The organism is Massilia sp. AB1 (assembly GCF_018119385.1).
In the GTDB taxonomy this organism is placed as follows: Bacteria; Pseudomonadota; Gammaproteobacteria; order Burkholderiales; family Burkholderiaceae_D; genus Telluria.
The window spans coordinates 137,856-163,306 of sequence record NZ_JAGKSG010000007.1 but is presented as its reverse complement, the minus strand read 5'-3'; the positions used below and the strand labels follow the sequence as shown (position 1 = coordinate 163,306).

The following is a 25,451-nucleotide window of genomic DNA, read 5'->3' as shown; positions in this document are numbered from 1 at the left end:
CGCGGGGGCCCCGGCCCGCTCGCCAATCGCCGGGTTCACCGCGGCGGGGGGTTCCCCGCCCACGCGTTCAACCATCTTATGCATACCTGATAATTCATCTTTCCTTATCCCTTGCGGTTTACAATGGTCCGGTTGCCAACACAACCATAAGAGACCATGAAGAATCTCCTCGCACCACTCGTGCTCGCCGCAGCCGTCGGCGCCGCCTTCAACGCCCAGGCTCAACAGGCCACGGGCCCGGCCACCGCGGAACAACTGCAGGCCATGAGCAAGCGCTTCGCCCCGGCCGAGCTGCGCGCCGACGTATCGAAGCTGTCCAAGGGCGACCGCGTCGCCATCGCCAAGCTGATCGATGCCGCCAAGATCGTCGACACCCTCCAGCTGCGCCAGCGCTGGGCCGGCAACGAGGCCCTGCACGCCGCGCTGCGCAAGGACACGACGCCGCTGGGCCGCGCGCGCCTGGAAGCCTTCTGGCTCAACAAGGGCCCGTGGTCGGGCCTGGACGACAACCGCTCCTTCATGCCGGCCGAGTACGCGGGCATCAAGATCCCGGCCAAGAAGCCGGAAGGCGCCAACTTCTATCCGGAAGGGGCCACCAAGGCCGCCCTCGAAAGCTGGATGAATGGACTGAATGCCGAGGACAAGCAGCAGGCCCAGTGGTTCTTCACCGTGATCCGCAGCGACAGGGACGGCGGTTTCCGCACCGTGAAGTATTCGGACGAATACCGTCCGGAGCTGGAACTGCTGGCCAAGCTGCTGCGCGAAGCGGCCGCCGCCACCGACAACGCCTCGCTCAAGAAATTCCTGACCTTGCGCGCCGACGCCTTCCTGTCGAACGACTACCTGGCGTCGGATTTCGCCTGGATGGACCTGGATTCGCCGGTCGACGTCACCATCGGGCCCTACGAGACCTATAACGACGAGCTGTTCGGCTACAAGGCCGCCTTCGAAGCCTATGTCAGCATCCGCGATCCGCAGGAAACGGCCAAGCTGAACTTCTTCGGCAAGCACCTGCAGGAGCTGGAAGACAACCTCCCGCTCGACAAGCGCTACCGCAATCCGAAGGTGGGCGCGATCGCGCCGATGGTGGTGGTGAACGAGGTCTATGGCGCGGGCGACGGCAACATGGGCGTGCAGACCGCCGCCTACAACCTGCCCAACGACGAGCGCGTGATCCGCGAGCGCGGCTCCAAGCGCGTGATGCTCAAGAACGTACAGCAGGCCAAGTTCAGATCGACCCTGACCCCGATCAGCAAGCAGGTATTGCGGGCGCAGGACCAGAAGGACCTGGATTTCGAATCCTTCTTCACCCACATCCTGGCCCACGAGATCATGCACGGCCTGGGACCGCACCACACGAAGAAGGACGGCAAGGACTCGACCCCGCGCCAGGACCTGAAGGACACCTACTCGACCATCGAGGAAGCCAAGGCCGACATCACCGGCCTGTGGGCGCTGGGCTACATGATGGACAAGGGCCTGCTGAAAGACACCCTGGGGCAGGGCGAGGCGGCCGAGCGCAAGCTGTACAACACCTTCCTGGCCTCCGCCTTCCGCACCCTGCACTTCGGCCTGACCTCCTCGCACGCGCGCGGCATGGCGATCCAGATGAACTACCTGCTCGACAAGGGCGCCTTCGTCGCCCACCCGGACGGCACCTTCTCGGTCGACTTCAAGAAGATTAAGGCCGCCGTGGCCGACCTGGACCGCGACTTCCTGACCATCGAGGCGACCGGCGACTATGCCGCGGCCCGCCAGATGATGGACAAGTACGTCGTGATCCGTCCGGAAGTGCGCAAGGCGCTCGACAAGCTCAAGTCGGTGCCGAACGACATCCGACCGGCCTTCGTGACAGCGGCGGGCTTGACGAAAAAGTAAAGCGCGCGGCACCTGGTGGACGTCGCGCTGTGGCGCGGTGTCCACAAGCGCTCGGGCGATTGGCGTCATTACAACGCTTGTGCCGTTAAAGTGGGTAAAAGCGGAAGGGCTGTCTAATAATGAAACGACAGCCATGCTATATTCGTTTCCGTTGCTTTACGGAAAAGCGGCGAACGCTCCCCGCATCTCGCCGCATAGCGAACCATGATTCCCACGACCCCGACCATTGGCGCCCGGCTGAGACTCAGCTACGGCGTGGTCTTCCTATTGATGATCTGCCTGAGCGCGCTGGCCATGATGCGCATGGGCGAGGTCAGGAAGGACCTCGACCACATCGAGGACAACAAGATCAAGCTGCGTTATGCGGCCGAGATGCGCGTCAGCGTGCACGACCGCGCCACCGCGCTGCGCGACGTGGTCCTGGCGGCCGACCCCGCCGCGGCCACCGCCCCGATCAGCCAGATCAAGCTGCTCGACGACAGCTATGCCCGTTCGGCCGAACCGCTGGACACGCTGTTCAAGGAATTGAAGGGCGTCCTGCCCGAGGAGAAGGAAGCCCTCGCCGCGATCAGGGCGCAGGAGCACCGCGCCAAGACTCTGATGAATCGCGTGATCGAACTGCATGCCGCCGGCGAGGCCGCCGAGGCCAGCCTCCTGCTGTCGCAGCAGGCCGCGCCGGCTCTGGTGGACTGGCTGGCGACCGTGAAGCGCTTCATCGAGCTCGAGGACAAGCTCAACGAAGAAGCGGCGCTGAATGCGCGCCGCACGGCCGGTGGCTTCTCCGGCTGGCTGGCGCAACTGTGCGTCATCGCCATCGCCGCCGCCGCGTTCAGCGCCTGGTTCGTGGGACGCGGCCTCGGCAAGCCGGCTGCGCAGCCGGAGGAACCCGCCGCCGAACCCGCGGCGCCGATATCGGACAAGGCCGCCGAGTTGATCGGCGTTATCGACGGCATCGCTTTCCAGGCGCATATCCTGGCCCTCAACGCCGCGGTCGAGGCCGCCAAGACGGCCGAGCAGGGCGGAGAGTGCGCGATGGCGGTTGCGGACGTGCGCGACCTGGCCCGGCGTTCGGCGACGGCCGCGCGCGACATCCGCACGCTGGTCGGCCGCTCACCCGGTCAGACGCCGGCCGAGCCGGTCGGGGAAGTCGAAGCATAGGATGCGAATACAAGGGCTGCCACGGCAGCCCTTTCTATTTGCGCCTCGGCGTTGCATCCTGTCCTCGTTTTATTGCCGTCTTAGCCATCCCCAAATATTTTCTTTAAAGCAGGCCTTGATCCAGGGCTAGAATTGCCGATAGGCATTTCATCAATCCTGGGAGCATCATCATGTTCAAGCCCCTGCCGTCGGTGGCCATCCTTGCGGCAACTCTCGCCGCTCATCTCCCGCTTCACGCCGCTGACCTGACGGCGCAGGAAACGCGCTGGCTGCGCGCCGCGGCCCCGGTGCTGGGCTACTCGAAGCAGCTGAAACTGCCCGTCGACATCATTGTCCAGCCGAAGGCCAAGGCGGGCGACGTGCCGCTGGCCATGGGCTTCGCCAACGGCCGCTGCAAGCTGGTGCTGTCGATGCGCGGCAACCCGGACGCGGAAAACGTGCTGGCCGGCGTGCCCGAAGCCGACCAGGAACTCCTGATCGAAGCCATGGCCGCGCACGAGCTGGCGCATTGCTGGCGCTACGCCGAAGGGGCCTGGCATGCGCTGCCGGCCGGCTTCGTCGAAGTGGGCGAAGAGACGGCCCAGGACGCCGAGCTGCTGGCCGCCTCCAAGGCCATGCGCGAGACCCGGCGCGAGGAAGGGTTCGCCGACCTCGTGGCCCTGGCCTGGATCCAGCGCAGCCATCCGCAGGACTATGCGCGCGTGCACGGCTGGCTGGCGAAGGTGCGCGGCAATGTGGCCGTGCCGGGCAGCGGCCACGACACCCGCGTCTGGGTCAAGCTGGCGGAAAACGGGACGCGCTTCGGCACCTCCGCCACGCCTTTCGAAGCGGCAAACCTCATGTGGCGCGAAGGCTTGCTGCGCGACGAGTAAGCGCCTGCCGCCGAGTTTCCCGGCCAGCGTTCGCTGTCGCACAGAGCTCTCCCATGTGGAGGAGTGTAATGACACTTCCATAACAACCCTCGGGAGACCCACAGTGAAAACCATGATCGCTTCCCTGGTCGCGGCCCTTGCCGGCGCCAGCTTCGCCGCCGCTCCGGCCTTCGCGGCCGACACCACGGCCTACGACAAGATGGTCGACAAGGCCAAGACCGACTACCGCGCCGCCAGCAAGAAATGCGGCTCCCTGAAGGACAACGCGCGCGATGTCTGCCGCGAAGAAGCCAAGCTGGCGCGCGCCCGCGCCGAACTCGACGCCGCCACCAAGCACAACACCGACCGCGTGAAGGCGGCGCGCCGCGGCGTGATCAATGCCGAGCACGAAGTATCCGAAGAGAAATGCGAAGTGCTGCGTGGCGAAGCCCAGGACGATTGCGAAGACAAGGCCGACGACGTGCGCGACAAGGCGCTGTCGGCACTGGTCGACTGAGTGACCGAGGCAGTGAACTAATCAGGCGTTGCGTCCATCGGACGCTGGCCGCCGTGTTTCAGCGGCCAGCGTTCGGTGTCGCACAGATGCTACTTATGGTGGAGCGTTTAATGACGCTATCACAACAACTGAATGGTAGGGACCCCTCATGAAAACCCTCATCGCTTCCCTGATCGCGACCAGCTTCGCCGTCGCCCCGGCATTTGCCGCAGACACCACGGCCTATGACAAGGCAGCCTCCAAGGCCCAGGCCGACTTCCGCACCGCCAGCAACAAATGCGACGCCCTGAGCGGCAACAAGCGCGACGTCTGCCGCGAAGAAGCCAAGCTCAAGCGCGCCCGCGCCGAGCTCGACGCCGCCACCAAGCACGACAAGGACCGCATGAGCGCGGCCCGCCGCAACGTGATCCAGGCCGAGCACGAAGTGGCTGAAGAGAAATGTGAAGTGCTCCAGGGCGAGGCCCAGGACGATTGCGAAGACAAGGCCGACGACGTGCGCGACAAGGCCCTGGCCAAGCTGGGCGACGGCGACATGCGCGCTGTCGGCGCCAGCGCCGCCGGCCAGACCGCCACCAGCGACGACCGCGCAGCCGCCAAGGCCATCGAGCGTTGCGAAAAGATGACCGGCGACGACAAGACCGCCTGCGTCATGGATAACAAGGGCAACATGACCGCCGGCGCAGCCGCCGGTGCCGGCGCCACCCTCGGCGAGCGCACCCGCGAAGCCCTGCACAACGTCAAGGAAAAAACCAAGGACGCCTTCACGCGCGCCGATGACAAGGCCGAGAACGCGGCAGACCGTGCCGGCCGCGCCACCTCGGACGCCGCCATCACCAGCAAGGTCAAGGCCAGCCTGGTGGCCGAGAAGGACCTGAGCGGCATGGACATCAATGTCGACACCGAGAAGGGCGTGGTGATGCTGAGCGGCTTCGTCGAATCGAAAGCCGAGGCCGACAAGGCCGTGCGCGTCGCCAAGGGCGTCGATGGCGTGAGCAAGGTGAAGAGCACCCTCAAGGTGAAGTAATCCTTCGCTCGATGCCGGGCCCGCATGCTTTGCATGCGGGCTTTGTCTTTTTAACAGTTGTGGATCGCTCGCCACAGCGCGGCGGCAGGAGAGGGAAAGGCAGGGCCCCGGCCGCAAGAGTTGGTCACACAGCAAGGTATAATTCGGCGCGTGAATAAACTCGAAGCCTTCGGATACATCGCGGCGCAGGCCGTACGCGGTGAGATCTCGTTCCCCACCAGCGTCAATGCCGTGCTGCGACTGCAGCTCGCCCTCGACGATCCCGATTGCCATGTGGAAGAGGCGATCCGCCTCGTGCTGTCCGAACCGCAGCTGGCCGCGCGCACCGTCGCCATGGCCAACACGGCCGCGTTCGGCGGCAACAGCGGCGTGCCGGTGACCAATGTGCGCGCCGCCGTGACCCGCATCGGCTACCGCCGCCTGCAGGCCCTGGTGGCGAGCCTGGTGGTGCGCCAGTTCGGCAGCCGCATCAAGGATCGCAGCCTGCGCGCCAAGGCCGGACAGCTGTGGGAGCACACGGCCCATGTCGCCGCGCTCGCCTATGCGCTGGCGCGCAAGGTCACCTACGTGAATCCGGACACCGCCATGTTCGCCGGCATCGTGCATGAAGTGGGCGGCTTCTACCTGCTCTCGCGCGCCGACGAATTCCCAGGCCTGCTCGACGACGATGTCGAGAACTGGGGCGAGCTGTGCGAAGACGTGGTCAGCGCCGAAGTGATGAAGAAGCTCAACATTCCCAGCCCGGTGGCCGAGGCCATCGCCGACATGCGCGGCGGCTGGCTCAACATGCCGCCCGGCAGCCTGCTCGACACCCTGTTGCTGGCCAATCAGTACGCGCCGGTGCAATCCCCCCTCGGCAACAAGCCATCGCCGCTGCCGACCCATGCCGAAAGCGCCATCGACTTCGTGCTCGACGAAGACACCCTGCGCCAGATCCAGGACGAGGCTGCCGAGATGGCGTCGGCGATGGGCGACGCCGTCCTCGTCTGATCAGTCCCGTTTGCCGATTCAGGCCGGCTGCAGTGCGCGGCGCCGGCCCAGCATGAGCAGCGACAGGCCGACACCGGCCAGCGCCAGCGCCGCCGCGACCCACTGCGGCGAGGAATACGAATAGCCCAGGGTCAGCGGAATGCCGCCCAGGAAGGCCCCGGTGGCATTGCCGATATTGAAACCCGACTGGCCCAGCGAGGAGCCGAGCATCTCGGCTTCGCGCGAATGGTCGATCAGGAGCATCTGGATCGGCGGACCGAGCGCCAGCGCGTTGGCGCCGGTGGCGAAGGCCAGCACCAGCATCGTCGGCTGCGAATCCGCCAGCAAGCCATTGCACAGCAGCAGGGCCGTCATCGACACCAGCAGGATCAGGATCGCGGGCAGCGGATGGAAGCGGTCGGCCAGGCGGCCGCCCACCAGCACGCCTGCCGTCATGCCGACTCCGACCACGGTCATGATCATCGGGATGGTGGCCGGCTGGAACCGGGTGACGTCGGTGAGCAGGGGCGTGATGTAGCTGAACCAGGCGAAGAAGCCGCCGGTGCCGATCGCGGTGATGCCCAGCGCCAGCCACAGGCCGCCGCTGCGGAAGATGCGCAGGTCCTGGATGAAGCCGGCGCGCTGCTTGGCCTCGATGTGCGGCACCAGCTGGCGCAGGCTGACGACGGTGGCGCAGCCGATGGCGGCCACGATCAGGAACACCAGGCGCCAGTCGACCGTGTGGCCGAGCCAGGTGCCGATCGGCACGCCGATCACGTTGGCCACCGTCAGCCCCGCGAACATGGTGGCCATGGCCGCCGCCACCTTGCCCTCGTCGGCCAGGCGGCTTGCCACCACGGCGCCCACGCCGAAGAAGGCGCCGTGCGGCAGGCCGGCGAGGAAGCGCGACACCATCATCACGTGAAAGTTCGGCGCGAAGGCCGACATGGCGTTGAAGACGGTGAACATCAACATGAACCACACCAGCACGGTACGCGGCGGACGGTTGGCGAACAGGCTGACCAGGGTAGGCGCGCCGACCACCACGCCCAATGCATAGGCGGTGATCAGGTAGCCGGCCTGGGGAATGGTGATGCCGAGGCCGGTGGCGATATCGGGCAGGATGCCCATCATGACGAATTCCGTCATGCCGATGCCGAAGCCGCCCAGTGCGAGCGGGATGAGACTTTTCTTGATCACGATTGTTCTTCTTGACGAGGGCTGGTTGGACACGGCCGGTCGATGCGCGCCGGCTGTGGGACCGGCCACTATACCGGCCAGCCCGGGCCGCGTCCGCTTTCGAGTCGTGATGACGGGTATAGCGAGGGCTTATTCGGCATCTTCGCGCGGCCAGCCGATGCGGCCGTGGCCGGCGTCGTCCAGGCGCGTGCGCAGTGCCGGGGCGGTGCCGGCGGGCAGGCTGAAGGCGAAGCTCACTTCGTCGCCGTGCAGGACTTCGTCGAGGCTGGCGCCGGCGGCGTCGAGTTCGCGCCGCACCAGGCCTTCAAGGGCGTAGGGCGCCGTGCAGCGCAGGTGGGCAAGCTTGATGATGGGGACTTTCTGCGCCTGCAACAGGGCCTGGGCCACGCTGTCGGTGTAGGCGCGCACCAGCCCGCCGGCGCCCAGTTTGACGCCGCCGAAGTAGCGCACCACGGTGGCCAGCACGCCTTCCAGGTCCTGGTGGCGCAGCACGTCGAGCATGGGCCGGCCGGCGGTGCCGCTCGGTTCGCCGTCGTCGACCGCCGCCGACTGGCCGCCCGCCAGCAGAGCCCAGCACACGTGGGCGGCGCCCGGATGCTCGGCGCGCAGCGCCGCCACGATCTGCTGGGCGCCGGCCCGGTCCGCCATCGGCTGCACGCAGGCGATGAAGCGGCTTTTCTTGATGATCAGTTCGTGGTGAACGGCGCTGGCGATGGTCTGGGCCATGAAGTGCGGACGTGGAAACAACAACGCCAACCCGAAGGCTGGCGTTGTTGTTGAATCTTTGGTAGGCCGTGCTGGGCTCGAACCAGCGACCAACGGATTAAAAGTCCGCTGCTCTACCAACTGAGCTAACGACCCGAAGAAGCCAAGATTATAGCGGCGCCCTTGCGAATTTTCAAGAACTTCCTGCAAGACCGAGAAAAACTCAGGTTTCGACGTGTTTGTCCTCTTCCTGCGCCTGGTGCATCGCTTCGGGTTCTAGTTTTTCCGCTTCGACATTCAGGCGCACGAACAGGCCCCAGCTTGCGAGCAGGAGGGCTGCGGCGGCGCCGATCGACGCAACATGCGGCAGCAGTTCGGGTTTGGTGTGCGCGAACTGGAACACGCCGACCAGGCATTCGACCCCGAGCGACACCACCACCACGACCAGGAAACGCGACAGAAAACGGCGCAGGCGGGTCGGCGAACTGACGTGGACTTCGCGCTGCACCTCTTCCTCCAGGACAGTCTGGCCCAGTTCGAAGGCGGCGACCGCGATGGTCAGCAGGCCCACGCATTCCAGGATGAGCTGGAAGCGCGCCTGCACCGACGCGTGGCTGTCGCCGAACAGGGCCGACCAGATTTCAATGGAAGCGAGGACGATCAGGGAAAAGCCGCAAACAAAAAAGAGCAGGGCGACGAGGATGTAGCCGGCGGAGCCTATTTTTTGCAGGTATTTCATCGGACACCTCGCTGCGAGCATTGCGGGAACTGTAGCACTGCCCGCACTATCTCTTCTGTTCGGCAAGGCACGTCGCGCGCAGGAGCGCGATGAGGCGGCGCACCGGATTGCTCCGGCAATCCGCCGAGGCGATTAGAAAGCAAAAAGCCCACAAACCGTAGTTGTGGGCTTTCTGTGTATTCGTGGTAGGCCGTGCTGGGCTCGAACCAGCGACCAACGGATTAAAAGTCCGCTGCTCTACCAACTGAGCTAACGACCCGAAAGAGGCAGCATTATAGCCGGCGATTCCGGATTGCGCTAGAGGCAAGTGAGCATTCGTTCACGACAGCGCCGACGTAACCTTCAACACCTCGTCCGCCGTGGTCACCCCTTCGACCACTTTCATGGCTCCCGCGATACGCAGCGGCTTCATGCCATCCGCGATGCTCTGCCGGCGCAGCGCCTGCATGTCGCCCGACTCCCGCACCAGCTTGCCGAAGCCCTCGCTCACGCTCAAGAGTTCGTAAATACCTGTCCGCCCCCGATACCCGGTCTGCCGGCATTCCGGACAGCCGATCGGCCGATATACGGTCGCCGGCTTGGCGATATCCCAGTTCCCCGCAATGCTTTGCCATACCTCGTCGCTCAACTCGCCAGTCGGCGACTTGCACGAAGGGCAGAGCGTCCGCACCAGCCGCTGCGCCATCACGCCGATCAGGGTCGCCTCCAGCAGATAGTCCGGCACCCCCAGCTCCAGCAGGCGCACCACGGCCGCCGGCGCATCGTTGGTATGCAAGGTCGAAAACACCAGGTGCCCCGTCAGCGCCGCCTGGATCGCCATCTCGGCCGTTTCCAGATCGCGAATCTCGCCCACCATGATGATGTCCGGATCCTGGCGCATCAGCGCACGCACACCGTCCGCGAAGGACAGATCGATCCCGGGCTGGATCTGCATCTGGTTGAACGACGCCTCCACCATCTCGATCGGATCCTCGACGGTGCAGACATTCACTTCATTCGTCGCCAGCGCCTTCAAGGTCGTGTACAAGGTCGTGGTCTTGCCCGACCCGGTCGGCCCGGTCACGAGGATGATCCCGTGCGGCTTGCCGGTCAGCGCATCCCAGCGCCGCGCATCCTCGGGCGGGAAACCCAGCTCCGGCAAGGTCTTCACCACAACTTCCGGATCGAAGATACGCATCACCAGCTTTTCGCCAAACGCAGTCGGCATGGTCGACAGGCGCAGCTCCACTTCCTGTCCGCCGTTGGTGCGGGTCTTGATGCGCCCGTCCTGCGGCCGCCGTTTTTCGATGACGTCCATGCGTCCCAGCAGCTTGATGCGCGCCGTCATGGCGATCATCACCACCGCCGGCACCTGGTAGACCTGGTGCAGCACGCCGTCGATGCGGAAGCGGATCACGGCGAACTCGCGCTTCGGCTCCAGGTGGATGTCCGATGCGCGCTGCTCGAAGGCATAGCTCCACAGCCAGTCGACGATGTTGACGATGTGCTGGTCATTGGCGTCGACCTGCTTGTTCGACTTGCCCAGTTCGACCAGCTGCTCGAAGTTGTTGCGCATGGCCAGGTCCTGGCCGGTGCTGCGGTTGGCGTCGCGGATCGACTTGGCCAGGCTGAAGAACTGCGAGATGTACTGCGCGATATCGAGCGGATTGGCCAGCACCAGCTCGATCTTGCGGCGCGAGACCTTGGCGATCTCCGCTTCCCATTCGGTAGCTCCGGGGTCGGCCGTCGCCACCACCAGCGAGGTCGCCGTCATCTCCACCGGCAGGATATTGAAGCGGGCCGCGTAGCTGGCCGACATCACGTCCGCCACCTTGGTGAAATCGATCTTGAGTGGATCGATGCGGATGAAGGGCAGGCCGACCTTGGTCGCGCACCATTCGGTCAGCACGTCCAGCGTGAGCAGGCGGTGCGGCGGCTGGTTCGACAGCAGTTTGCACTGGGCGACTGCCGTCAGCGGATGCATCGAGCCTGCGGCGCTCTTGAGAATTCCCTGCGCCTGGGCGAAGCGCGCCTTCACCTCTTCCTTGCTGACGATGCCGTCCGCCAGCATCCAGGAAAAGATCGATTGCAGGTCGAGCTTGCGCAGGCTGGGCGGCTTGTTGGCGGCGGCGTTCATGATGGGAGGATGTTCAGCTTGCGGCCAGGATGCCCTTGACCCAGGACTTGGCCGGCAGCTTGGTAGCAGCATTGACCTGTGCGGCGCGCGCGTTCAAGGCGTCCTTGTCGATCTCGGGGCGGGTGTTGAAGCACAGCGCCACCACATTGCCATCGTGGACTTCCGGCAGGCAGATCACGTGCTCGAATGCGAACTTCATGGCCTTGATGTTCTTGGCGAAGCTGGGGTGGTCGCCGAACAGGTTGACCGTCATGACGCCGTGCGGCGCCAGGCATTCCGAGCAAGCCTGGTAGAACTCGGGCGTGTCGAGCACCGGGCCGCGCGCGGTGGCGTCGTACAGGTCGCACTGCAGCACGTCGAAGGCGCCATGGTTGGCGGAATCCTCGACGAAGTCGAGCGCATCCATCTCCAGCACCTGCAGGCGTTCGTCCTCGGGCGGCAGCTTGAACATCGAAGCACAGATGCCGATCACCGACGCGTTCAGCTCGACCGCCGTCACGCTCGCTTCAGGGAACTGGCGATAGCAGAACTTGGTAAGGGTCGCCGCCCCCAGGCCCAGCTGGGCAATGGCCTGCGGGGCGTCGATGAACAGCATCCAGGCCATCATCTGCTGCGCGTATTCGAGCTCGGGCCAGTCCGGCTTGCGGATGCGCATGGCGCCTTGCACCCATTCGGTGCCGAAGTGGAGATAGCGGACACCGTCCTGTTCGGACAGCGTGACGGGCGCGAACTTGGGCTTGCGCGCGGGACGGCGCGACGATTCGGCCTGTTCGATGGATTTGCGTTTGATGAGCATAGGGCAGCCTGATGGAATCGCCCTATTATCGGTGGATGGGTTCCCGCAGCGCAAGCTCAGGAACCCGCTGTGATGAAGGCGGCAACACGACCGCCCAGGGTTTAATAGCGCTGGCTGTACTGGTCGTTGTAGGCGTCCAGCGGTTCGACCGAGACGCGCAGGCGCACGCGGTTGCCCGGATCGCGGTTCATCAGCGTGGTGTAGGTCTGGCCACGGTACTCATAGGTCACGTCATAGCCGTTGGTGCGCGATTCGACGGCTTCGACCATGCGGCACTGGCGCACCGCCTGTTCCTGCACGCCAGGCGCCAGGTTGCGGCCATTGTTTTCGACGCGGTCGCCGACCATGGCGCCGGCAATCGCGCCCGCCGCCGCCGCGGCGACCTTGCCGTTGCCGCTGCCGACCTGGCTGCCGAGCAGGGCGCCGGCGATGCCGCCGACGATCGAGCCGCCCTGGCCGCGTTCCTGCTGCGCCGGCACCTGCACGTATTCAGTACGGCATTCCTGGCGCGGGGTGCGGATCTGTTCCACACGCGGCTGCACGCGCACCACGCGGCCGAAATCCTCGAAGTCCGCCGCCTGCGCCAGCGGCAGGATGGCCATCCCCAGGGCCGAAATCATCAGTTTGGCTTGGAAGTTCATGTTCTACCTCGTTATAGGTGAGCGATCGCGTGGAATCGGATCGCCAGGACTTTATGGTAATCCCAACGCGGCAAACCGAACCGATCCGCATGGCAACAAATTGTAACAAGCTCGTTCTTTCGTCCCAGCTGGCCACAGAATGAAAACCTGCTTGTCAAAGCGAAATTTTGATGACATGCAGACATACTGATTTTTACAAATGGAGCTGCCGTACTCACATTTGGGTTGCTTCCAATACCACAAAACGTTACCCTTACACAAATTAGGGATTTTTATTGGCGCGTGGAAACGACAGCGGGGGAAGAAGCGGCGGCGGTGCCAAACGTCGCAAGGGGATGACGTCTTGGCGAAACCAAGTATTCCAGGTCGACTTGAGGAAAAAATGAGTTTGTTGATGAGAGTGCCGCCCAATCTTGTGCAGTCGATCCGCGCCTTCCGCGTGGCCGATCTGCAGCAGGAAGCAGGGCGACTGGGCCATCACTTCCTGTACGCGCATTGCGCCAATACCCTGACCAAGCAGCAGGTGTGTGCACGCATCGGCGAAAACTTCCATTTCCCCAAACCCTGCAGCAAGAATTTCGATGCACTGCGCAAGTGCCTGACCGAGACGATCAGCGAAGCCGGTCCGCAACCGGGCTTTATCGTTGTACTGGAACAACTCCCAATCGCACAAAAATTCGACAAGGATGCGCGCGAGAATTTGCTCGACGTCTTCCGCGACGCCGCCGAGTTCTGGGCCGAGAAAAAGGTCCCGTTCCGTGTCTTCTATTCCTTCGACCTGAACCCCGCCTGAGTCCGCCAGGCGGATCGCCGTCCTCCGAAACCCCCCGCCGAATGCCGGTTGCCCCATGGCGATACGGTACAATGCCCGCTTATGAAAAACATCGTGATCCTCATTTCCGGCCGCGGAAGCAATATGGAAGCGGTCGTGCGCGCGCTCGACGCCGAGAAGTGGCCCGCCCGTATCGCGGCGGTGATCAGCAACAAGGCCGACGCCAAGGGCCTGGAATTCGCGCAGTCGCGCGGCATTCCGACCGCCGTGGTGCCGAGCAAGGAATTCGCCAGCCGCGCAGAGTTCGACGCTGCGCTGCAGGAAACCATCGACCGCTACGCGCCCGACCTGGTCGTGCTGGCCGGCTTCATGCGCATCCTGACCGCGCCCTTCGTGGAACACTACGCGGGCCGCATGCTGAACATCCACCCGTCGCTGCTGCCGCTGTTCCCGGGGCTGCATACGCACCAGCAGGCGCTGGACGCCGGCGTCGCTGAACATGGCGCCACCGTGCACATCGTGACCGCCGAGCTCGACCATGGCCCGGCGATCGCGCAGGCGCGGGTGCCGGTGCTGCCGGGCGATACGCCCGAAGACCTGGCCGCGCGCGTGCTGGTCGAGGAACACAAACTTTACCCTTATGCCGTACGCCTGTTCGTCGAAGACCGCGTGGTCGTCGAAGGCGACAGCGTCCGGCTGCTCGACCGCGCACCCGCGGCCGAGACCACCAGTTAATTCAGGAACACCCATGAGATTGCCACCAGCAATCCTCGCCAAGACCGAAGAGATCTTGCGCGAGGTTCTGCGCTTTACCGCGCCCGCCGACGTCACCCTGTCGCGCTTCTTCAAGGACAACCCGCGCTTCGGCGGCCGCGAGCGCGGCGTCATCGCCGAAGCCGTGTACGCGGTGCTGCGCAACAAGTCCTTCTACACGGACTTCGCCGGCTCGGGCAATACGCCCTCGATGCGCCGCCTGGCCCTGCTGGGCCTGAGCGAGACCGTCGGCATCGACGCCCTCGGCGGCTTGACGGAAGACGAGACCCATTTCCTGACCCGCGTCAAGGAAGTCGACCGCTCGCTGCTGCCGAAGCAGATGCAGGCCAACCTGCCGCAATGGCTGTACGAGAAGCTGGTCGCCCAGTTTGGCGAGGACGAAGCGCTCAAGCTGGCCGCCGTGCTGAACACCCCGGCGCCCCTGGACCTGCGCGTGAATTCGCTCAAGGCCAACCGCGAGGAAGTCATCGCCAAGCTGGCCGAGGCGCCGATCGCCGCCGAGCCGATGACTTACGCGCCGCTTGGGCTGCGCGTATACAAGAAGCCGGCGCTGCAGAACCTGGAGCTGTTCAAGCAGGGCGCGATCGAAGTGCAGGACGAGGGCAGCCAGGTGCTGGCCCAGATCCTGGGCGCGCGCCGCGGCGAGATGGTGGTCGATTTCTGCGCCGGCGCCGGCGGCAAGACCCTGGCCGTGGGCGCGCTCATGCGCAACACCGGCCGCCTGTACGCCTTCGACGTGTCGGAAAAGCGCCTCTCGAAGCTCAAGCCGCGCATGGCGCGCAGCGGGCTGTCGAATGTGCACCCGGTGCTGATCGCGCACGAGCGCGACGCCAAGGTCAAGCGCCTGGCCGGCAAGATCGACCGCGTGCTGGTCGATGCGCCGTGCTCGGGCCTGGGCACCCTGCGCCGCAACCCGGACGTGAAATGGCGCCAGAAGCCGGACGCCATCGCCGAGATGCAGGAAAAGCAGGCCTCGATCCTGGACGGCGCGTCGCGCCTGCTCAAGAGCGGCGGCCGCCTGGTCTACGCCACCTGCAGCCTGCTGAACGAAGAAAACGACATGATCGTCGAGCAGTTCCTGGCCACCCATCCGGACTTCGAACTGGTGCCGATGAACCAGGTGCTGGCCGAGCAGAAGATCCCGCTCGAGATGGACAACTACCTCAAGCTGCTGCCGCACAAGCACCAGACCGACGGCTTCTTCGCCGCCGTGCTGGAACGCAAGGCCAAGGCCGCTGCGGCCAAGGACGAGAAGGCCGACGAGGCCGACAGCGCGGAATAAGGAGCCCGGATGCCGCTCTCGGACTTGCTGGCCGACCTGCTCGGCGACATCCGCCAGCCCGCCATCGTCTGGCAGGCGCTGGCCATCGTCCTGTGCGTCGGGGCCGGCTGGGGCCTGGCGCGGCTGATCCACCGCTCCTGGCTGCACGAGCGGGCGGAGCAGGGCGGCTTGCTGGGCCTGGGCATGGCCAGTTTCGGCCGCGTGCTGCCGCCGCTGCTGGCCCTGGCCTTCCTGGGCATGGCCAAGCTGGTGATGGAGCGTTACCAGAGCGTGCACCTGCTGCGCGTGGCGCTGCCGCTGCTCACCTCGATGGCGGTGATCCGCACTTTCTTCTACCTGCTGCGGCGCGTGTTCGCGCGCCACGGCCCGCTGGGCGCCGCCCTGCAGACCTTCGAGCGCGTGTTCGCCCTGATCGTCTGGCTCGGCGTGGCGCTGCACCTGACCGGCGTGCTGCCGGACGTGATCCGCTTCCTGGAGCGCACCGAGCTGCCGATCGGGAAGAACCACGTGAGCCTGGCCGAACTGCTGCAGGGCGTGGTCTCGATCGTGGTGCTCATGATGCTGGCCTTGTGGGCCGGCGCGGCGCTGGAAGAGCGCCTGATGGGCCTGGAACGCGTGCACAGCTCGCTGCGCGTGGCGATGGCGCGCGTCAGCCGTGCGCTGCTGATCCTGGTGGCGGTGCTGTTCAGCCTGTCGCTGGCGGGCCTCGATCTCACCGTGCTGTCGGTGTTCGGCGGCGCGCTCGGCGTCGGCCTCGGTCTTGGCATGCAGCGCATTGCCAGTAACTACGTATCCGGCTTCATCATCCTGCTGGAACGCAGCCTGACCATCGGCGACCCGATCACGCTCGACAAGTATTCCGGAAAAGTTGCGCGCATCAATACGCGCTACACGGTGCTGCGCAGTACGGACGGCACCCAGACCTTGCTGCCGAACGAAATGCTGATCACGGGCGTGGTGCTGAACCAGTCGGTCACCAACCGCAACCAGCGCCTGACGACGAAACTCGTCGTGTCCTACGAATCGGACCTCTCCAGCGTCATGCCCCTGCTGGAAGCCCAGCCGAGAGGCGTGGCGCGGGTGCTGGAGGAGCCGGCGCCGAACGTGCTGCTCAACGCCTTTGTCGCTGACGGTTACGAGCTGGAAGTCGGCTTCTGGATCGCCGATCCGGAAAACGGCGCCGGTGGGCCGATTTCGGATGTCAACAAGAAGATTTATGCCCTGGTGCAACAAGGCGCCATCAAACTTGGCCATCCAAGCATGGATACCCGCCTGCTCGATGCGCATATTGCATCGGTAGTGTCGCGTACCCCTCAATCCGGCGCAAATTAAGCTGACTAGCGTGCCGTGTGTTACTAGAACCGCGTAAAATATGCGCGTTACGTGAGCGTATGGCTTATTGCGCCTCGGACACGACCCACATGGAGACTGAATGAATTTCTTTAGCGACATCCTGCAGAACGTGCTGGCCTTCCTGGACACCGGCCTGCTGGACCTTTCCGCATGGCAGCTCGTGGTGTACACGCTGGTCGTCACGCACATCACGATCGCGAGTGTGACGATCTACCTGCACCGCCACCAGGCGCACCGCGCCCTCGACCTTCATCCGATCCCCAGCCATTTCTTCCGCTTCTGGCTGTGGCTGACCACGGGCCAGGTGACCAAGGAGTGGGCATCGATCCACCGCAAGCACCACGCCAAATGCGACACCGAGGAAGACCCGCACAGCCCGCAGACCCGCGGCATCCGCAAGGTGCTGCTGGAAGGCGCCGAGCTGTATCGCGCGGAGAGCAAGAACAAGGAAACCCTGGAGAAGTACGGCCACGGCACCCCGGACGACTGGATCGAGCGCCACGTGTACACCGGCCACAGCGCCATGGGCGTGGCCCTGCTGCTGATCATTAACGTCGCGCTGTTCGGCGTGATCGGCCTGACCATCTGGGCCGTCCAGATGCTGTGGATCCCGATCACCGCGGCCGGCATCATCAATGGCCTGGGCCACTGGTGGGGTTACCGCAACTACGACTGCAACGATGCGGCCACCAACGTCTTCCCGTTCGGCATCCTGATCGGCGGCGAAGAACTGCACAACAACCACCACACCTTCGCCACCTCGGCCAAGCTGTCGAGCAAGTGGTACGAGATCGACCTGGGCTGGGGCTATATCCGCACCCTGGAAATCCTGGGCCTGGCCAAGGTCAAGAAAGTGGCGCCGGAGCCGAAGTTCGCCAAGAACAAGCAGGCGGCCGACCTCGACACCCTGCAGTCGGTGATCGCCAACCGCTACGACGTGATGGCCAAGTACGCCAAGTCGGTGCGCCTGGCCTTCCGTGAAGAGATGGAACACCTGAAGCACAAGGCCGAGCTGGAAGCGCGCTTCCTGAAGAGCTCGCGCAAGCTGCTGCAGCGCGAGCCGGCCAAGCTGGAAAGCTCGCAGAAGCAGCAACTGGTCGAGCTGTTCCAGCACAGCAAGGCACTGGAAACCATGCACCAGATGCGCGTGGAACTGGGCGCGATCTGGGAACGTTCGCACTCGACCCGCGACCAGCTGCTGCACCAGCTGCAAGACTGGTGCGCACGCGCCGAAGCGTCGGGCATCAAGGCGCTGCAGGAATTCTCCTTCCGCCTGCGCAGCTACGCCTGATCCGCTTTACGCCTTCAACGACAACGGCTCCTTCGGGAGCCGTTGTTATTTCTGCACTCGTGTAGGATCGGGCTTATCTCAAGCATGCATGGAGACGGCGCGATGGAATCGATCAGGAACTGGGCCCGGCGCATCAAGCGCGATGCGCTCATGCTGTGGTTTGCGCGGCGCCATCCGGACACGCCTTTCCTGACCAAGGCCTTGTGCGTGGTCACGGTGGCCTACGCCCTGAGCCCGATTGACCTGATCCCGGACTTCATCCCGGTGCTCGGCTATCTCGACGATGCGATCCTGCTGCCGGCCCTGATCTGGATGGCGGTGCGCATGCTGCCCGAGCATGTGATCCAGGAATGCCGCGCCAAGGCCGAGGAGTGGATGGCGAACCAGAAAGCCAAGCCGTCCAGCACTGCGGGCGCGATCGCCATCGTCGTGCTCTGGCTCGGCCTGCTGGCTCTGAGCTGGTGGTGGTGGTATGGGGCGCGCTAGGGGGGCGCTCCAAAACAAAAGAGCCGCCAGTGTGAACGGGCGGCTCTTTCTTGGAACAAGATCGAATTACTTGATCTTGGTTTCCTTGTAGATCACGTGCTTACGTGCCTTCGGGTCGAATTTGGTGATTTCCATCTTCGCCGGCATCGTGCGCTTGTTCTTGGTGGTGGTGTAGAAGTGACCAGTGCCTGCGGTCGATTCCAGCTTGATTTTGTCGCGGCCAGTTTTTGCCATGATAGCTCCCTAATTAAACTTTTTCGCCACGGGCACGCATGTCGGCCAGCACGGCGTCGATGCCGAGCTTGTCGATCACGCGCAGACCGGCGTTGGACAGACGCAGGGAGACCCAGCGGTTTTCCGATTCCACGAAGATGCGACGGTTCTGCAGGTTCGGCAGGAAACGACGCTTGGTTTTGTTGTTAGCGTGGGAGACGTTGTTGCCAACCATCACTCCCTTGCCGGTAACTTGGCAGACACGTGCCATAGTGCACTCCTTAAATATGTTCCAGGATTGGAAAAACGAGAGTATAGCGCGAAAAACGATGCGGAATCAATCACTTGCGAAAAACAATTGTGTCTTATGCTCTTGGTTGAATTTAACAATTCCGGATGAGTGATGTAACGTACTGTTTACGCGATGTTAATTGTGGGTATGGATGTGCTCTTGGTACGTGGAGAAGTGTTGGCCTTATCTCCTGCCGTTACCCCTAGCACGTCGTTCCGGCGAAGGCCGGAACCCAATTCCCATGCTCAGCGACTGCGTCAAACGTTAAGTGAGTGCGTGCAAACTTGGGTTCCGGCCTTCGCCGGAACGATGGGCTGCGGCACATGTAAGGTGGGAAGCAGGCGGTGTGCCAACATTACAACTGCCCACTCTCCGCAAACGAATGCACCTGGCTCCCCGCCACCACGAAGTGATCCAGCACCCGTATATCCACCAGCGCCAGCGCCTGCACCAGCGCGCTGGTCAGCCGCAGATCCGCCTCGCTCGGCTCCGCCACCCCCGACGGATGGTTATGCGCCAGGATCACCCCCGCCGCGTTGCGCCTGAGCGCCGCCTTGACCACCTCGCGTGGATACACGCTCGTATGCGTCAAGGTACCGCGAAACATCTCCTCGCCATGAATCAGCCGATTCTTCACATCCAAAAACAACACCACGAAGGACTCGTGCGCCTGCAGCGCGAACCGGTTGCGCAAGTAATGCCGCACGGCCGACGGCGAACACAGCGCCTCGCGCTCGAACTGCTCGGCCACCGCCCGCCGGGACAATTCCATGGCCGCCTGCAGCTGCGCATACTTGGCCGGCCCCAGCCCGTGCAGTTGCCCGAACTCGCTCGAATCCGCATGCAGCAGCCGGTGCAGCGAGCCGAAATGCGCCAGCATGTCCTGCGCCAGCGCCACCGCGCTCTTGCCCGCCACCCCCACGCGCAGGAAGATCGCCAGCAGTTCGGTGTCGCTCAGCACCCCCGCGCCCGAACGCAGCAGCCGCTCGCGCGGGCGTTCCTGTTCGGGCCAGTCGCAAATTCCCATGTCTCGTCCTTGTCAGGATTCGTCGCCAAAAAAGAAGGCAGCGGCGGCGTAAGCCCCGCGCCTGGCTTACAATAGCGGTTTGCCCGAACAGGGTTGCCTGCTACAACAAACGAACATGTCCAACGCTTCTCCCGTCGTCAACGAATCGTCCTACCTGACCCTGCATTACCGTCTGGCCGTTGCCGGCGGCGCCGATATCGTCACCACCTTCAATGGCACCCCGGCTACCCTGATGCTGGGCCAGGGCCAGCTCGCCCCTTTCCTGGAGCAGCGCCTGATCGGCCTGCCGGAAGGCACGCACCAGACTTTCGAGCTGAGCGCGCCTGAGGCCTTCGGCGACCGCAACCCGGAATTGATCCAGGCCGTGTCGAAGACGACCCTGGAACAGAATTCCGTGCCGGGTACCGACTACGCCGTGGGCGAAGTGGTGGAGTTCAACGCCCCCAAGGGCGGCCGCTTCGCCGGCGTGCTGCTGGAAATGCGCGACACCTCGGCCGTGTTCGACTTCAACCATCCGCTCGCAGGCCAGGCCCTGCAATTCGAAGTGAAACTGATTTCGGTTCTCTAAACGATATGGAAAATGAAATCCTGCTAGCCCAGCCGCGCGGCTTCTGCGCCGGTGTGGACCGTGCGATCGAGATCGTCGAGCGCGCCCTGAAACAGTTCGGCGCCCCGATCTACGTACGCCACGAGATCGTGCACAACGCCTATGTGGTCGAAGACCTGCGCAACAAGGGGGCGATCTTCATCGAGGAGCTGGACGATGTCCCGGCCGGCAACACCCTGGTGTTCTCGGCCCACGGCGTGTCGAAAGCCGTGCGCGCGGAAGCCGAGGCCCGCGGCCTGAGCATCTTCGATGCGACCTGCCCGCTGGTGACCAAGGTGCACGTCGAAGTGGCCAAGATGCGCAAGCAGGGCTGCGAGATCGTCATGATCGGCCACGACGGCCACCCGGAAGTCGAGGGCACCATGGGCCAGGCCGAAGAGGGCATGCACCTGGTGGAAACCGTCGAGGACGTGGCCAAGCTCCAGGTCCGCAACCCGGACCAGCTGGCTTACGTGTCGCAGACCACCCTGTCGGTCGACGACACCGCCGAGATCATCGAAGCCCTGAAGGCGCGCTTCCCGAACATCATCGAGCCGAAGAAGGGCGACATCTGCTACGCGACCACCAACCGCCAGGAAGCGGTCAAGTTCCTGGCGCCGCAGGTCGAGGTGGTGATCGTGGTCGGCAGCCCGAACAGCTCCAATTCCAACCGCCTGCGCGAAGTGGCCGAGAAGAAGGGCACCCCGGCCTACATGGTCGACAACGCCAGCAAGATCGACCCGGCCTGGATCGAAGGCAAGAAGCGCATCGGCGTAACCGCCGGCGCCTCGGCCCCGGAAGTGCTGGTGCAGGCCGTCATCGACCGCCTGAAGGAACTGGGCGCGGCCAGCGTGCGCGCCCTGGAAGGCGTGGAAGAGAACGTCACTTTCCCGCTGCCGAAGGGCCTGGACGGCGTCCGCGCAGAACGCGCGTAAACACGCATAGTCAACAAACAATCGGACAAATCCGGCATTTTCCGGTGCAAGTTTTCCAATAGCCAAGCTATGATGGCGGCGTTCGGAAGACAACCATGAGCGGCACTTCAAGAACTTGAAGTGCCGTTTTTGTTAGATCAGGAGAAAGCAGCGGAACGATGGAGACTTTTGTCCAACAGTTACTCAACGGCCTCGTGCTGGGCAGCATGTACGCCTTGGTCGCGCTTGGCTACACCATGGTGTACGGCGTGCTCAACCTGATCAACTTCGCCCACGGCGACGTGCTGATGATCGGCGCGATGGCCGGACTGTCGATCCTGAAGCTGCTCGACACCTATGCCCCGGGCCTGCCCGGCTACCTGCAGCTGGCGGTCGCGATCCTGGGCGCGATTCCCGTGGCCATGCTGGTCAACATCGTGATCGAGCGCGTCGCCTACCGCCGCCTGCGCAACGCGCCGCGCCTGGCGCCCCTGATCACGGCGATCGGCGTGTCCATCCTGCTGCAGACCTTCGCCATGATGATCTGGGGCCGCAGCCCGATTCCCTTCCCGCAGTTGCTGTCCTCCGAGCCCATCATGATCGGCGGCGCGCTGATCACGCATACCCAGGTGCTGCTGCTGGTGCTGGCCGCCGTGGCCATGACCGCCCTGGTGCTGCTGGTCGAGCGCACCCGCATGGGCCGCGCGATGCGCGCCGTGGCCGAGAACCCGCGCGTGGCGGGCCTGATGGGCGTGGATTCGAACCGCGTCATCGTCGCCACCTTCGCCATCGGCGCGGCGCTGGCCGCCGTGGCGGGCGTGATGTGGGGCGCCAACTACGCCACGGTCACCTTCACCATGGGCGTCCTGCCGGGCATGAAAGCCTTCTGCGCCGCGGTGCTGGGCGGGATCGGCAACATCTACGGCGCCATGATCGGCGGCATCCTGCTGGGGATCATCGAAGCGCTGGGCGCCGGCTACATCGGCGACCTCACCGGCGGCTTCCTGGGCAGCCACTACCAGGACATCTTCGCCTTCGTGGTGCTGATCCTGGTCTTGACCCTGCGCCCGTCCGGCATCATGGGCGAGCGCGTGGCCGACCGCGCCTGAGGAGGAAGACGACATGGCATTCCTGAGCTTCGACCTCCAGCACAAGCCGCGCCAGGCCGCGATCACCATGGCCGCGAGCCTGGCGCTGCTGCTCGTGTTCCCTTTCTTCGCGGCGCAATTCGGCAATTCCTGGGTGCGCATCATCGATATCGCGCTGCTGTACATCATGCTGGCGCTGGGCCTGAACATCGTAGTCGGCTTCGCCGGCCTGCTGGACCTGGGCTATATCGCCTTCTTCGCGGTCGGCGCCTACCTGGTCGGCCTGTTCGCCTCGCCGCAGTTCGCGGCGCTGCTGGAATCGGCGGTGTACTACTCGCCGGCGCTGGGCGACGCCCTCATCGCTTTATTCGGTCCCGGGATCCAGCAGGACGGCATCCACCTGTCGGTGTGGTTCATCGTGCCGCTGGCGGCCCTGGTCGCGGCCCTGTTCGGCGCGCTGCTGGGCGCCCCGACCCTCAAGCTGCGCGGCGACTATCTCGCCATCGTGACCCTGGGCTTCGGCGAGATCATCCGCATCTTCATGAACAACCTGAACGACCCGATCAACTTCACCAACGGGCCGCAGGGCATCAACATGATTGATCCGATCCGCATCTTCGGCGTCTCGCTGGCGGGGGAGGCGGGATCGAACGCGACGGTCAATGTGTTCGGCGTCGCCATGCCCTCGGTGAACGCCTACTACTTCCTGTTCCTGGCGCTGTGCATCGCGACCATCTTCATCACTAGCCGCCTGCAGCATTCGCGCCTGGGCCGTGCCTGGGTGGCGATCCGCGAGGACGAGATCGCGGCCAAGGCGATGGGCATCAACACCCGCAACGTCAAGCTGCTGGCCTTCGCCATGGGCGCCTCCTTCGGCGGCGTGGCGGGTGCGATGTTCGGCGCCTTCCAGGGCTTCGTGTCGCCGGAATCCTTCTCGCTGACCGAATCGATCGCCGTGCTGGCGATGGTGGTGCTGGGTGGGATCGGCCACATCCCCGGCGTGGTGCTGGGCGGCGTGCTGCTGGCGGCGCTGCCGGAAGTGCTGCGCCACGTGGTGGAACCGGCCCAGCAGGCCATGTTCGGCACCGTGCTGATCGAGGCGGAAGTGCTGCGCCAGCTGCTCTACGGCCTGGCACTGGTCCTGATCATGCTGGTGCGCCCGGCCGGCCTGTGGCCCTCGCCGAACAAGGAAGACCGTCCGAACGCAGCCCTGGCGCGCGAGGAGTGAAGAGAACCATCATGAGCGAACGCGTACTCCTGAACATCTCCGGCGTGAACAAGCGCTTCGGCGGCCTGCAGGCCCTGACCGACGTCGGCATCCGGATCATGCAGGGCCAGATCTATGGCCTGATCGGCCCGAACGGGGCGGGCAAGACGACCTTCTTCAATGTCATCACCGGCCTGTACCAGCCGGACACCGGCAGCTTCGAGCTGGCGGGCAAGCCGTATTCGCCGTCGGCGCCGCATGAAGTGGCCAGGGCCGGCATCGCGCGCACCTTCCAGAACATCCGCCTGTTCGGCGAGATGACCGCGCTCGAGAACGTGATGGTGGGACGCCACGTCCGCACCCGCCAGGGCGTGTTCGGCGCCATCTTCCGCCACAAGGCGGCGCGCGCGGAAGAAGCGGCGATCCGCCGGCGCGCGCAGGAGCTGCTCGACTTCGTCGGCATCGGCGCCTTCGCCAACCGGACGGCGAAGTACCTGTCCTATGGCGACCAGCGCCGCCTGGAGATCGCGCGCGCGCTGGCCACCGACCCGCAACTGCTGGCGCTGGACGAACCGGCGGCCGGCATGAACGCGACCGAGAAGCTGGCCTTGCGCGAGCTGCTGTTGAGAATCAAGGCCGAAGGCAAGACCGTGCTGCTGATCGAGCACGACGTGAAGCTGATGATGGGCCTGTGCGACCGCATCACGGTGCTGGAATACGGCAAGCAGATCGCGGAAGGCCTGCCCGCCGAGATCCAGAAGAACGAGGCCGTGATCAAGGCCTACCTGGGAGGCGCGCACTGATGGGCGAGAACATTCTGAAGATCAGCGGCCTGAAAGTCGCCTACGGCGGCATCAAGGCGGTCAAGGGCGTGGACCTGGAAGTGAACCGCGGCGAGCTGGTGACCCTGATCGGCGCCAACGGCGCGGGCAAGACCACCACGCTCAAGGCCATCACCGGCACGCTCCCGCCGTGCAAGGTGGAAGGGACCATTTCGTATCTGGGCCAGCCGTTGAAGGGCTTGTCCTCGTTCCGGCTGGTGCAGCAGAAGCTGGCCATGGTGCCGGAAGGGCGGGGCGTGTTCACGCGCATGACGATCCACGAAAACCTCCTGATGGGCGCCTACACGCGCAAGGACCAGGCGGGAATCAATGCGGATATCGAGAAGTGGTACGAGGTCTTCCCGCGCCTGAAGGAGCGCTCGGCGCAGCTGGCGGGGACCTTGTCGGGCGGCGAGCAGCAGATGCTGGCGATGGCCCGGGCGCTGATGTGCCATCCGACCCTGCTGCTGCTGGACGAGCCGTCGATGGGACTGTCGCCGATCATGGTGGAGAAGATCTTCGAGGTGATCCGCGATGTGTCGGCGCAGGGTATCACCGTCTTGCTGGTGGAGCAGAACGCCAAGCTGGCGCTGCAGGCGGCGCACCGGGGGTATGTGATGGATTCGGGGGCGGTGACGATGACGGGGAATGCGCAGGATATGCTGCATGACCCGAGGGTGCAGGCGGCGTATCTGGGGGAGTGACGCCGCTGGCGTCCCCGAAGTCACATCAGCCGCATTCCCCGCACCTC

27 protein-coding genes and 2 tRNA genes are annotated in these 25,451 nt (G+C 64.5%); 18 read left to right on the top strand and 11 right to left on the bottom strand.

Annotated elements, in window-relative coordinates:
- Window positions 1–156: 156 nt before the first annotated feature.
- The 6 genes from J8847_RS06765 (at window position 157) to J8847_RS06740 (ending at window position 6,418) form a co-directional block, all read left to right on the top strand.
- Window positions 157–1,878 (top strand): hypothetical protein, encoded by a 1,722-nt coding sequence (locus J8847_RS06765; RefSeq protein WP_211523920.1) that lies wholly within the window; start codon window positions 157–159, stop codon window positions 1,876–1,878.
- A gap of 204 nt (window positions 1,879–2,082) precedes the next feature.
- On the top strand, window positions 2,083–3,036 hold the full coding sequence (locus tag J8847_RS24405; protein ID WP_307727503.1) for a methyl-accepting chemotaxis protein: 954 nt from the start codon (window positions 2,083–2,085) through the stop codon (window positions 3,034–3,036).
- A gap of 170 nt (window positions 3,037–3,206) precedes the next feature.
- Window positions 3,207–3,908 carry an NUDIX hydrolase gene (locus J8847_RS06755; RefSeq protein ID WP_211523919.1) on the top strand — a complete coding sequence of 234 codons (702 nt, stop codon included), beginning with the start codon at window positions 3,207–3,209 and terminating at the stop codon, window positions 3,906–3,908.
- Window positions 3,909–4,011: 103 nt separating this feature from the next.
- The gene (locus tag J8847_RS06750; protein WP_211523918.1) at window positions 4,012–4,404 is read left to right on the top strand and encodes a cell envelope biogenesis protein TolA; all 393 of its coding nucleotides are present in this window, start codon (window positions 4,012–4,014) and stop codon (window positions 4,402–4,404) included.
- Between the two features lie 148 nt (window positions 4,405–4,552).
- Window positions 4,553–5,428, top strand: coding sequence for a BON domain-containing protein (locus J8847_RS06745; protein WP_211523917.1), 876 nt, complete (start codon window positions 4,553–4,555; stop codon window positions 5,426–5,428).
- A gap of 150 nt (window positions 5,429–5,578) precedes the next feature.
- Window positions 5,579–6,418, top strand: a complete 840-nt coding sequence (locus J8847_RS06740; protein ID WP_211523916.1) for an HDOD domain-containing protein — start codon at window positions 5,579–5,581, stop codon at window positions 6,416–6,418.
- Window positions 6,419–6,436: 18 nt separating this feature from the next.
- Here J8847_RS06740 and J8847_RS06735 read toward each other — a convergent pair whose 3' ends face one another.
- The 8 genes from J8847_RS06735 to J8847_RS06700 all read right to left on the bottom strand — a co-directional run bounded on the left by J8847_RS06735 (window position 6,437) and on the right by J8847_RS06700 (window position 12,594).
- Window positions 6,437–7,597, bottom strand: a complete 1,161-nt coding sequence (locus tag J8847_RS06735; RefSeq protein ID WP_211523915.1) for an MFS transporter — start codon at window positions 7,595–7,597, stop codon at window positions 6,437–6,439.
- Between the two features lie 129 nt (window positions 7,598–7,726).
- Window positions 7,727–8,323 (bottom strand): YigZ family protein, encoded by a 597-nt coding sequence (locus tag J8847_RS06730; protein ID WP_211523914.1) that lies wholly within the window; start codon window positions 8,321–8,323, stop codon window positions 7,727–7,729.
- 59 nt (window positions 8,324–8,382) lie between these two features.
- A tRNA-Lys gene (locus J8847_RS06725) sits at window positions 8,383–8,458 on the bottom strand.
- A 67-nt stretch (window positions 8,459–8,525) separates the two neighbouring features.
- A complete protein-coding gene (locus J8847_RS06720; RefSeq protein WP_229429912.1) occupies window positions 8,526–9,041 on the bottom strand; it encodes a hypothetical protein in 516 nt (171 codons plus the stop codon).
- A gap of 183 nt (window positions 9,042–9,224) precedes the next feature.
- Window positions 9,225–9,300, bottom strand: a tRNA-Lys gene (locus J8847_RS06715).
- Between the two features lie 60 nt (window positions 9,301–9,360).
- Entirely contained in the window at window positions 9,361–11,157 is a 1,797-nt protein-coding gene (locus J8847_RS06710; protein WP_211523912.1) for a GspE/PulE family protein, read from the bottom strand.
- Window positions 11,158–11,170: 13 nt separating this feature from the next.
- Window positions 11,171–11,953 carry a spermidine synthase gene (locus tag J8847_RS06705; protein WP_211523911.1) on the bottom strand — a complete coding sequence of 261 codons (783 nt, stop codon included), beginning with the start codon at window positions 11,951–11,953 and terminating at the stop codon, window positions 11,171–11,173.
- Window positions 11,954–12,054: 101 nt separating this feature from the next.
- A complete protein-coding gene (locus J8847_RS06700; protein ID WP_211523910.1) occupies window positions 12,055–12,594 on the bottom strand; it encodes a glycine zipper 2TM domain-containing protein in 540 nt (179 codons plus the stop codon).
- Window positions 12,595–12,976: 382 nt separating this feature from the next.
- On the opposite strand from J8847_RS06700, the gene J8847_RS06695 reads away from it, so the two are divergent.
- The 6 genes from J8847_RS06695 (at window position 12,977) to J8847_RS06670 (ending at window position 18,552) form a co-directional block, all read left to right on the top strand.
- Window positions 12,977–13,387 (top strand): barstar family protein, encoded by a 411-nt coding sequence (locus tag J8847_RS06695; RefSeq protein ID WP_211523909.1) that lies wholly within the window; start codon window positions 12,977–12,979, stop codon window positions 13,385–13,387.
- An 81-nt stretch (window positions 13,388–13,468) separates the two neighbouring features.
- Window positions 13,469–14,101, top strand: a complete 633-nt coding sequence (purN, locus tag J8847_RS06690) for a phosphoribosylglycinamide formyltransferase (RefSeq protein WP_211523908.1) — start codon at window positions 13,469–13,471, stop codon at window positions 14,099–14,101.
- A 13-nt stretch (window positions 14,102–14,114) separates the two neighbouring features.
- Window positions 14,115–15,422: an RsmB/NOP family class I SAM-dependent RNA methyltransferase gene (locus J8847_RS06685; protein WP_211523907.1), complete on the top strand. Its 1,308-nt coding sequence runs from the start codon at window positions 14,115–14,117 to the stop codon at window positions 15,420–15,422.
- Between the two features lie 9 nt (window positions 15,423–15,431).
- A complete protein-coding gene (locus tag J8847_RS06680; protein ID WP_211523906.1) occupies window positions 15,432–16,754 on the top strand; it encodes a mechanosensitive ion channel family protein in 1,323 nt (440 codons plus the stop codon).
- 100 nt (window positions 16,755–16,854) lie between these two features.
- Window positions 16,855–18,066, top strand: a complete 1,212-nt coding sequence (locus J8847_RS06675) for a fatty acid desaturase (RefSeq protein ID WP_211523905.1) — start codon at window positions 16,855–16,857, stop codon at window positions 18,064–18,066.
- Between the two features lie 102 nt (window positions 18,067–18,168).
- Window positions 18,169–18,552, top strand: a complete 384-nt coding sequence (locus J8847_RS06670) for a YkvA family protein (protein ID WP_211523904.1) — start codon at window positions 18,169–18,171, stop codon at window positions 18,550–18,552.
- A gap of 66 nt (window positions 18,553–18,618) precedes the next feature.
- Here J8847_RS06670 and rpmG read toward each other — a convergent pair whose 3' ends face one another.
- The 3 genes from rpmG to radC form a co-directional block, all read right to left on the bottom strand.
- Window positions 18,619–18,786: a 50S ribosomal protein L33 gene (gene rpmG / locus J8847_RS06665; RefSeq protein ID WP_005665735.1), complete on the bottom strand. Its 168-nt coding sequence runs from the start codon at window positions 18,784–18,786 to the stop codon at window positions 18,619–18,621.
- Between the two features lie 13 nt (window positions 18,787–18,799).
- The gene (gene rpmB / locus J8847_RS06660; protein WP_026354825.1) at window positions 18,800–19,036 is read right to left on the bottom strand and encodes a 50S ribosomal protein L28; all 237 of its coding nucleotides are present in this window, start codon (window positions 19,034–19,036) and stop codon (window positions 18,800–18,802) included.
- A gap of 376 nt (window positions 19,037–19,412) precedes the next feature.
- Entirely contained in the window at window positions 19,413–20,084 is a 672-nt protein-coding gene (gene radC / locus J8847_RS06655) for a DNA repair protein RadC (protein ID WP_211523903.1), read from the bottom strand.
- Window positions 20,085–20,199: 115 nt separating this feature from the next.
- On the opposite strand from radC, the gene J8847_RS06650 reads away from it, so the two are divergent.
- From J8847_RS06650 to J8847_RS06625, 6 genes are all read left to right on the top strand, one after another.
- On the top strand, window positions 20,200–20,652 hold the full coding sequence (locus J8847_RS06650) for a peptidylprolyl isomerase (protein ID WP_211523902.1): 453 nt from the start codon (window positions 20,200–20,202) through the stop codon (window positions 20,650–20,652).
- 5 nt (window positions 20,653–20,657) lie between these two features.
- A complete protein-coding gene (ispH, locus tag J8847_RS06645) occupies window positions 20,658–21,605 on the top strand; it encodes a 4-hydroxy-3-methylbut-2-enyl diphosphate reductase (protein WP_211523901.1) in 948 nt (315 codons plus the stop codon).
- A 158-nt stretch (window positions 21,606–21,763) separates the two neighbouring features.
- Window positions 21,764–22,693 carry a branched-chain amino acid ABC transporter permease gene (locus J8847_RS06640; protein ID WP_211523900.1) on the top strand — a complete coding sequence of 310 codons (930 nt, stop codon included), beginning with the start codon at window positions 21,764–21,766 and terminating at the stop codon, window positions 22,691–22,693.
- A gap of 13 nt (window positions 22,694–22,706) precedes the next feature.
- Window positions 22,707–23,900 carry an ABC transporter ATP-binding protein gene (locus J8847_RS06635; protein ID WP_211523899.1) on the top strand — a complete coding sequence of 398 codons (1,194 nt, stop codon included), beginning with the start codon at window positions 22,707–22,709 and terminating at the stop codon, window positions 23,898–23,900.
- An 11-nt stretch (window positions 23,901–23,911) separates the two neighbouring features.
- The gene (locus tag J8847_RS06630; protein ID WP_211523898.1) at window positions 23,912–24,682 is read left to right on the top strand and encodes an ABC transporter ATP-binding protein; all 771 of its coding nucleotides are present in this window, start codon (window positions 23,912–23,914) and stop codon (window positions 24,680–24,682) included.
- Window positions 24,682–25,404 carry an ABC transporter ATP-binding protein gene (locus J8847_RS06625; protein WP_211523897.1) on the top strand — a complete coding sequence of 241 codons (723 nt, stop codon included), beginning with the start codon at window positions 24,682–24,684 and terminating at the stop codon, window positions 25,402–25,404. Before J8847_RS06630 ends, J8847_RS06625 begins: the two co-directional genes overlap by 1 nt.
- The last annotated feature ends 47 nt before the right edge of the window (window positions 25,405–25,451 follow it).